Source organism: Streptomyces niphimycinicus (genome assembly GCF_018883605.1).
In the GTDB taxonomy this organism is placed as follows: Bacteria; Actinomycetota; Actinomycetes; order Streptomycetales; family Streptomycetaceae; genus Streptomyces; species Streptomyces niphimycinicus.
Window position 1 is genome coordinate 1 of the sequence record NZ_JAHLEM010000790.1, and the last position, 6821, is coordinate 6821.

Genomic DNA, 6821 nt, shown 5'->3' on the forward strand with positions numbered 1-6821 from the left:
TTCTCCCGGGACATCGCCGTATACGGGAAGTGATGGCGTTGTTCGGCCATACGGCGCTCACCATCCGCGTCCGGCTCCCACCACGGGTGCCATTCCACCGCCTGTGCGACATCCGGATAGCGGTCCATCAGATCACGGTAGGCGATCCAGCAGTACGGGCTGCGGAAATTGAAATAGAAGCGCGGCACTTTGCTGCGCTTGGCTGCCACGTCCGTACCCCCTCGCTCGTCCGTCTCGTGCATGACGCTCATTGAGCGGCCCTCGGCCGGCGAACACCGCTCGAACAAAGGTGCCGACGGTGCCCGTCAGAGGACGATGCCGCCGTCGACCTGGAACACCGCACCGGTCACATACTCCGCTCCGACCAGGTACGCGACCATGTCGGCGACCTCCTCCGGACGGCCGAAGCGGCGCAGCGGGATACTCTGCTCCGCCTCCTTGCGCAGCCGGTCGGAAAGCTCCGCCGTCATATCGGTCTCGACGAAGCCCGGCGCCACCACATTGGCCCGTATGCCATACCGTCCGACCTCCTTGGCAAGTGACTTGGTGAAACCGATGATCCCCGCTTTGGAGGCCGCGTAATTGGTCTGGGTCGCATTCCCGTGGACACCGGCGACCGACGAGATGTTGATGACGCATCCGGACTTGCGTTTCATCATTCCGAACACCACGGAACGGCACAGGTGATAGGTGCCGTCCAGGTTGACCTCCAGGACGTCCCGCCACTCCTCGTCCTTCATCAGCAGCAGCGGATTGTCCCGGGTGATCCCGGCGGAGGTGACCGCGACATCGACCGGGCCGAGCGACTCCTCGGTGAAGGCGACCAGTTCGCGCACCGCGCCCGCGTCGCGGACGTCCGCCTGCCGGCCGATCACCCGCCCGCCGCCGTGCCGCGCCGCCGCCTCCTCCAGCTCACGGGCGGCGTCGGGGCTGGAGTGATGGCAGAACGCCACATCGAAGCCGTCCCGGGCCAGCCGCAGCACGGTGGACCGGCCTATGCCGCGGGAGCCGCCGGAGACCAGCGCGACGCGCGGCGTCGGCTCGTTGTCACCGGATGCGCGGCCCGTGTCGTCGGATATTCGGTCGGACATACGGTGAGGTCCTTCTCCCGGAGGTGGTGTTCGGTCAGAGGGGGTCGGGCACAGGGGAGCCGGGTACGGGTGGCGCGGCCACCAGCGGGTCGGTCGGGCCGGTCACAGATGAGGCGGTCACGGGTGAGGCGGTCACGGGCGGGGCGTCCAGGTCGGAGGCCGGGCGCATGGTCATCGTCAGCCGCCCGATGGTGAGGACGGTCTCCTTCCCGACCAGGCTCTCGCCCTCGAAGACGAAGGTCTCGCCGACCTGGCGGGCCAACCGCACATGATGCTCCACCACATCGCCGGGCACCACCGGGCGGTGGAACTCGGCGTCGGTGATCCCGCCGAGCAGCATCGCCTTGCCCTTGCGTACATCGGGGTTGGGCCGGTCCCAGGCCACCAGCACCCCGGCCACATGGCACCAGGACTCGATGAGCACCGTCCACGGATAGTGGTAGTCCTCCGCGGACGCGGTGTCCGGCATCCCCTCGTACCAGGGCTCATTGCAGGTGACCGCCTTCAGCCCGCGGGCCCGCTCGCCCGGCACCAGCTCGGTGACCCGGTCGACCAGCAGCATGGGGTAGCGGTGCGGCAGCACCCGCTTGATCTCATCGACGGTGATCATTCGGCGTCCGCTCCTCGGCCCTGGCCCCTCCACTCCCCCGCCGCGGCCTCCGCGCCCCGGGCGTCCCGGTTCTCGAAGCGCAGCCTTATCTGCGCGGCGGGTCCGCGCCCGGTGGCCGCCGAGGCCCGGCAGCGCACCGCCCCGTCCTTGCGGGACCAGACGTATTCGCTGGTCAGCTCGTCTCCGGGGTAGACCGGGCTGAGGAAGCGGGAGGACTCGACGGCGGCCAGGACCCAGCGCCCGCCCGGTTCGCGCTCCGGCAGCGTGGCGAGGGCGCCGCGCTGGACGTACTCCACGACACAGACGCCGGGGAAGATGGCGAACCCGGGGAAGTGCCCGGCGAACACCTTCTCCGACGCGCCGACCACGGCCACGCACCGGGCGGGCCGCTCACCGGGGACGCCGGGGTCCACGACCTCCACGGTGCCGTCGACCGGTCCGCACGCGGCCGTCGTCATCTCACTTCCCCAGCTTCGCGGCGAGCAGATCGTGCACCTTGCGGAGCGTGGTGATGTCCTTCATCTCCCGCTCCTCCAGCTTCACCGAGTACTTCTTCTCCAGGACGACCATGACCTCGAGGGCCATCAGGGAGTCCACGCCCAGCGTCTTGACGAAGTCGGCGTCGTCGGTGACGTCCTCCTCGTCCACATCGAGCACATCCGCGACGAAGGTGCGCAGTTCATCCATGTCCAGGGTGGCGGTGGCGTCGGCCATGCGGGGGTCTCCTTCCGCTGTCAAAGCGTGAGGCTCAGCGGGGTTCGGGGGCTTCGGGTGTTTCGGAGCTCTGGGGGGCTTCGGAGCTCTGGGGGGCTTCGGAGGTCTCGGGGGCTTCGGGGGTTTCAGGCGTGGTGAGCTCGGCGAGGGCGTCGGCCGACTCGACCGGGACGGTGAGCGCGCCCTTCGCGATCCGGCGGATCATGCCGGTCAACTGGCGCCCGGGGCCCAGCTCCACGAACCGGGTGCAGCCCAGTTCACCGGCGAGCGTGCGGACGCTCTCCTCCCAGCGCACCCGGCTGGTGAGCTGGTTCAGTTCGAGCTCCCGCCAGTGCTCGCCGCTCGCGTACGGGCGGGCGTCCACGTTGGCGACGACCGGGAGGTGCTCGGCGGCGAAGTGCACGGCGGCCAGTGCCTCGCGCACATCGTCGGCGGCCGAGGCCATCAGCGGGCTGTGGAAGGCGCCGCCGACGGCGAGCCGGATCACCTTGCCCTCGTTCTCGACGGCCAGTTCGGCGAGCCGGTCCACGGCCTCGGCGGTGCCCGAGAGCACGATGGCGCCGGGTGCGTTGACATTGGCGATCCAGACCTGGCCGCCGTCCTCCTGGACCCGGGCGACCAGCGCCTCCACGGTCTCGGGGCCGAGCCGCACCACGGCGGCCATGGTGCCCGGCGACCGCTCGGCGCACGCGCGCATGGCCCGGCCGCGGGCGGCGACGAGACGGGCGGTGTCGGCGAGCGGCAGGGCCCCGGCGGCGTGCAGCGCGGTGTACTCGCCCAGGCTGTGCCCGGCGCAGGCCACCACCCCGTCCAGCAGCCCGGCCGCCGCCGCCTCGCGGTGGGCGAGCACCTCGGTGGTGAAGACGGCGATCTGGGCGAGATCGGTGCGGCGCAGCGTCTCGTCGTCGGCCTTCAGCAGGAGGTCCTCGACGTCGATGCCGGTGTACTCCGATACCTCGGCCACCAGCGCCCAGGACGCGGTCTCCCGCCACGCCTGGCCCATGCCCGCCTTCTGGGCGCCCTGCCCGGGGAAGACCAGCGCCGTACGGGGCGCCTCTCCGTCGGGGGCGCCGCTTGTGGTCTCTCGGTCCGTCATCTCAACCAGCTCCTTCAGCTCAAGGGGCGGCCGGCCCGTCACCGGATCCGCAGCAGGGCCGCGCCGACCACGCCGTCCCGGTCCACGGTCGTGACCAGGGCGAGGTCGCCCGAGGCGATCTCCTTGCGCTCGGCCATCGCCAGAACGGCGGCGATCTGGAAGGCCGCCGCGGCGGCGCAGGTGTCCCCGACGGTGTCGGCGGCCGTGATCCGCGGCGGCTCCGCGCCCCCGAGGGCGTCGGCGAGGGCGGCGCGCTCGGCCTCCCCCTCGGCGCCGGGGGCACCGGAGTCGGCGACGGCGCTCAGCTCGCCGGGGGTCACGCCGGTGCGGTCCAGCAGCCGGCCGATCGCCTCGGCGAGCACCGTACGGGCCTGCTTCGCGTCCGCCGCACAGCCGAACTCCAGGCCGAGGACCTCGGCGAGCCCCTTACGGCCGTGTTCGCACGCCGAGGCGTCGGGCTCCAGCAGCCATACGGCCGCGCCCTCGCCGAGCACGGCGGCGCTGTCGGCGCTCTCCTCATCCGCCCGGGCGTGCCACTCCAGCCAGGCGCGGGCGGAGGAGAACTCCTCGACCGCCCCGCACAGCACGGCCCGGGCCCGTCCGGCGCGCTGAAGCCGCAGCGCGTACCGGAGGGCGAGCAGTGCGGTGGCGCGGCCGCCCGCGATGGTGGTGTTGGGGCCCCGCAGCCCGTGCCAGATGGCGGACTGACCGGCCGCGCAGTTCATCACGGTGTTGGGGAACCGGGCCGGGTCCACGTAGAAGGGCTTCTTCCCCACCAGCGAGTCCCGGGTGAAGTCCATGATGCTCTGGGCGGAGCCGGTGCTGGTGCCGAGCGCCAGGCCGGTCTCCTCGCCCACCCCCGGCAGCCGCTCGGCCCCCTCGTCCTCCCGCTCCCCGGTGAGCAGATGGCGGATCGCGGTGACGGCCAGTCCGGTGGCCCGGTCCATGGAGCGGGTGCCCTTGCGGCCGAGGATCTGCCGGATGTGGAAGTCGGGCACGAGGCCGGCCTCGCGGAACGGCACCGACCACTCCTCGGGGTCCAGCGGGCGTCCGGCCGCTCGGCCGGACCGCAGGGCCGCGGTGAAGTCGGCCGCGCGCAGTCCCAGGGGCGATACGGCGGTCCAGGCCGAGATGACCGGGGCTGCCCCGCCGGGGGCGTTGACCATGGGTTCGGGTACTCCTTCGGTAGCGGCCCGGGGGCCGTGGGAGGGGCGGGTCACAGAAACCACACCTGTTCGTAGGAGGGCCAGCGAGCCGCGAGGTCGTCGCCCTCGATGACGTGTACGCCGGGCAGCAGCCGCTCGGCGGCGGTGCGGCCGAGCGCGGCCAGGCCGTCCCGCTCGACCAGCACGGTCACCCCGGCGGCCAGCAGCTTGGCCATGGAGGCGGGTGGATGGGGCAGGGTGTCCAGGGTGCGGTTGCCCAGGCGCAGCGTGGGCCGCGGGCCCGTGTCGAGGGCGTAGCCGACGGCGGGGCCGCGCAGCGCCACATCGCAGCCGCCGCTCTGCCGGTGCAGATCGGGCACGCAGTACAGCACGTCGGCGTACTGGGTCTCGATCGAGCCCCGGTACGCCTTCTCCACGATCACCAGCCAGCGCGCCTGGTCGCCCATGGCTCAGCACACCCCCATGAGCAGGCTCTTGTCCGCCGCGTTCACATGCTCGGCGAAGACGAAGGGGGCTCGCATGCGCACCTGCGGAATCTGCTCGGTGGCGCCCCGCTCCTCCGCGCAGTAGCGGCATACGTACCAGTACAGCCGGTCCGGGTGATCCTCGATCAGCTCGCGGACCACGCGGGCGGTGGACGGATGCTCGCGCCCCAGGTCGGTGTAGTCGCGCGGTTTGCTCTCGCCGAGGGCCGCGCCGGTCAGCCGGGTGGCGTCGCCGCAGGTCCAGATCTGCACCCTGGCCCCCCGGGCGAGCAGCGCGGACGCCAGCCGCAGCGCGGAGGTGACCAGGTCGCTCTGGTGGGGCGCGCCGAAGAGGTTGAGCAGCACATCGGTACGGGGAACGGGCCTGGGCATCAGTGCCACACCGCCCTGACCCGCGGTTCCAGCAGCTTGGCGGCCACGTCGTCCATCTCCACCAGCCGCGCCCGGGGCGTCAGATCGGCGGCGGGCAGGGCGCGCTGGGCGGCGGAGAAGGAGTCCACCCACAGCTCGCCGCCGTCGCCGAGGAACGTCTCGAGGCCCGGCGCGGTGCCGGGGACGGCGGCGGTCACACCGTTCTCGACGAGGAACAGCACCACCTGGTGGCCGTCCCTGGCCAGCCGCGCGGCGTCGCCGAGGAACCGCTCACAGGCGGGTCCGGTCTGCGGCCCGCCCGTCTCGATCAGCAGATGGGCCGTCATGTCAGCAGCTCGCCTCCGTCCACGCCGATCACATTGCCGGTGATCCAGGAGGAGTCGGTGCGCGAGAGCAGGGAGACGGCCTCGGCGACGTCCTCGGGCCGGGTCAGCCGCCGGTGCGGATTGAGGTCCCGTGCGTGGACGGCGAGCCGGTCGCTGCCGGGAATGCGCTCCATGGACGGGGTCGGGGTCACCCCGGCGCGCAGCGCGTTGACGGCGATACCGGAGGGGGCGAGCTCCAGGGCGAGCTGGCGTACATGGGACTCCAGGGCTGCCTTGGCCGCGGAGACGGCGCCGTAGTGGGGCATCACCCGGGTGCCCCCGGCGCTGGTCATCGCGTACACCTTGGCGCCCTCGCGCAGCAGCCCCGCGGTGAACAGGTCCTGGGTCCAGTAGACGAGGGAGTGCGCCATCACATCGAGGGTCATGTTCATCTGGCGGGCGGTCAGGCTGTCCTCGCCCTCGGCGCCGACATACGGCAGCAGGGTGCCGAAGGCCAGGGAGTGCACCACGATCCGGATGCCGGTGCCGCCGGTCAGCTCCTCGAACCGGGGCAGCAGTTCCTCGCGGGTGCGGGCGGAGGCCGCGTTGGCGTTGAAGAAGTGGGCCTCGACGCCGTGGCCGCGCATCTCCTCGCGGGCGACGGCGGCCTTCTCCTGGCCGTCGGTGGTGTCGAAGTGGACGCCCAGGATGTGGACGCCCTCGCGGGCCAGTTCATGGGCGATGGCCAGGCCCATACCGCTGGAGGCGCCCAGGACCAGGCACCAGGAACCTTCGAGTCGGGTGATCATCGGCCGCTCGCCCTCCGTCGTCCGCTCATCGGCTGCTCGCTTCCGCACCGGCCCCGCTTGGGGTGACCAGGCAGACCGCGATGTTCCCCTCGGCCGCCGCGGTGACGACGGCGTGGGCGTGGCCCGCCGGGGCACCGAGGGCGGCGGCCACGCGTGCCACCGGCTCCAGGGCG

General features: G+C 72.3%; 10 protein-coding genes and 1 pseudogene. All 11 read right to left on the bottom strand.

Going from position 1 to position 6821, the window contains the following annotated elements:
* Window positions 1–242, bottom strand: a pseudogene (locus tag KN815_RS42715) (2-hydroxychromene-2-carboxylate isomerase); the annotation flags it as partial.
* A gap of 63 nt (window positions 243–305) precedes the next feature.
* Entirely contained in the window at window positions 306–1091 is a 786-nt protein-coding gene (fabG, locus tag KN815_RS42720; RefSeq protein WP_216347152.1) for a 3-oxoacyl-ACP reductase FabG, read from the bottom strand.
* A 34-nt stretch (window positions 1092–1125) separates the two neighbouring features.
* Window positions 1126–1701, bottom strand: a complete 576-nt coding sequence (locus tag KN815_RS42725) for a 3-hydroxyacyl-ACP dehydratase FabZ family protein (RefSeq protein ID WP_216347153.1) — start codon at window positions 1699–1701, stop codon at window positions 1126–1128.
* On the bottom strand, window positions 1698–2159 hold the full coding sequence (locus KN815_RS42730; RefSeq protein WP_216347154.1) for an ApeI family dehydratase: 462 nt from the start codon (window positions 2157–2159) through the stop codon (window positions 1698–1700). Before KN815_RS42730 ends, KN815_RS42725 begins: the two co-directional genes overlap by 4 nt.
* A gap of 1 nt (window position 2160) precedes the next feature.
* On the bottom strand, window positions 2161–2415 hold the full coding sequence (locus tag KN815_RS42735) for an acyl carrier protein (RefSeq protein WP_216347155.1): 255 nt from the start codon (window positions 2413–2415) through the stop codon (window positions 2161–2163).
* 34 nt (window positions 2416–2449) lie between these two features.
* On the bottom strand, window positions 2450–3511 hold the full coding sequence (locus KN815_RS42740) for an ACP S-malonyltransferase (RefSeq protein ID WP_253209599.1): 1062 nt from the start codon (window positions 3509–3511) through the stop codon (window positions 2450–2452).
* A 38-nt stretch (window positions 3512–3549) separates the two neighbouring features.
* Window positions 3550–4677 (bottom strand): beta-ketoacyl synthase N-terminal-like domain-containing protein, encoded by a 1128-nt coding sequence (locus KN815_RS42745; RefSeq protein WP_216347156.1) that lies wholly within the window; start codon window positions 4675–4677, stop codon window positions 3550–3552.
* Window positions 4678–4727: 50 nt separating this feature from the next.
* Window positions 4728–5123, bottom strand: a complete 396-nt coding sequence (locus tag KN815_RS42750) for a hypothetical protein (RefSeq protein ID WP_216347157.1) — start codon at window positions 5121–5123, stop codon at window positions 4728–4730.
* Window positions 5124–5126: 3 nt separating this feature from the next.
* Window positions 5127–5534 (bottom strand): DsrE family protein, encoded by a 408-nt coding sequence (locus KN815_RS42755; RefSeq protein WP_216347158.1) that lies wholly within the window; start codon window positions 5532–5534, stop codon window positions 5127–5129.
* Entirely contained in the window at window positions 5534–5860 is a 327-nt protein-coding gene (locus KN815_RS42760) for a DsrE family protein (RefSeq protein ID WP_216347159.1), read from the bottom strand. Before KN815_RS42760 ends, KN815_RS42755 begins: the two co-directional genes overlap by 1 nt.
* Window positions 5857–6648: an SDR family oxidoreductase gene (locus KN815_RS42765; RefSeq protein WP_059148466.1), complete on the bottom strand. Its 792-nt coding sequence runs from the start codon at window positions 6646–6648 to the stop codon at window positions 5857–5859. Before KN815_RS42765 ends, KN815_RS42760 begins: the two co-directional genes overlap by 4 nt.
* Between the last annotated feature and the right edge of the window lie 173 nt (window positions 6649–6821).

Bases quoted from the DNA above. Each gene is read 5' to 3' on its own strand.
- KN815_RS42755 (WP_216347158.1), bottom strand. From the start codon at position 5,534: ATGCCCAGGCCCGTTCCCCGTACCGATGTGCTGCTCAACCTCTTCGGC.
- KN815_RS42730 (WP_216347154.1), bottom strand. From the start codon at position 2,159: ATGACGACGGCCGCGTGCGGACCGGTCGACGGCACCGTGGAGGTCGTG.
- KN815_RS42745 (WP_216347156.1), bottom strand. From the start codon at position 4,677: ATGGTCAACGCCCCCGGCGGGGCAGCCCCGGTCATCTCGGCCTGGACC.
- KN815_RS42725 (WP_216347153.1), bottom strand. From the start codon at position 1,701: ATGATCACCGTCGATGAGATCAAGCGGGTGCTGCCGCACCGCTACCCC.
- fabG (WP_216347152.1), bottom strand. From the start codon at position 1,091: ATGTCCGACCGAATATCCGACGACACGGGCCGCGCATCCGGTGACAAC.
- KN815_RS42760 (WP_216347159.1), bottom strand. From the start codon at position 5,860: ATGACGGCCCATCTGCTGATCGAGACGGGCGGGCCGCAGACCGGACCC.
- KN815_RS42740 (WP_253209599.1), bottom strand. From the start codon at position 3,511: ATGACGGACCGAGAGACCACAAGCGGCGCCCCCGACGGAGAGGCGCCC.
- KN815_RS42750 (WP_216347157.1), bottom strand. From the start codon at position 5,123: ATGGGCGACCAGGCGCGCTGGCTGGTGATCGTGGAGAAGGCGTACCGG.
- KN815_RS42735 (WP_216347155.1), bottom strand. From the start codon at position 2,415: ATGGCCGACGCCACCGCCACCCTGGACATGGATGAACTGCGCACCTTC.
- KN815_RS42765 (WP_059148466.1), bottom strand. From the start codon at position 6,648: ATGATCACCCGACTCGAAGGTTCCTGGTGCCTGGTCCTGGGCGCCTCC.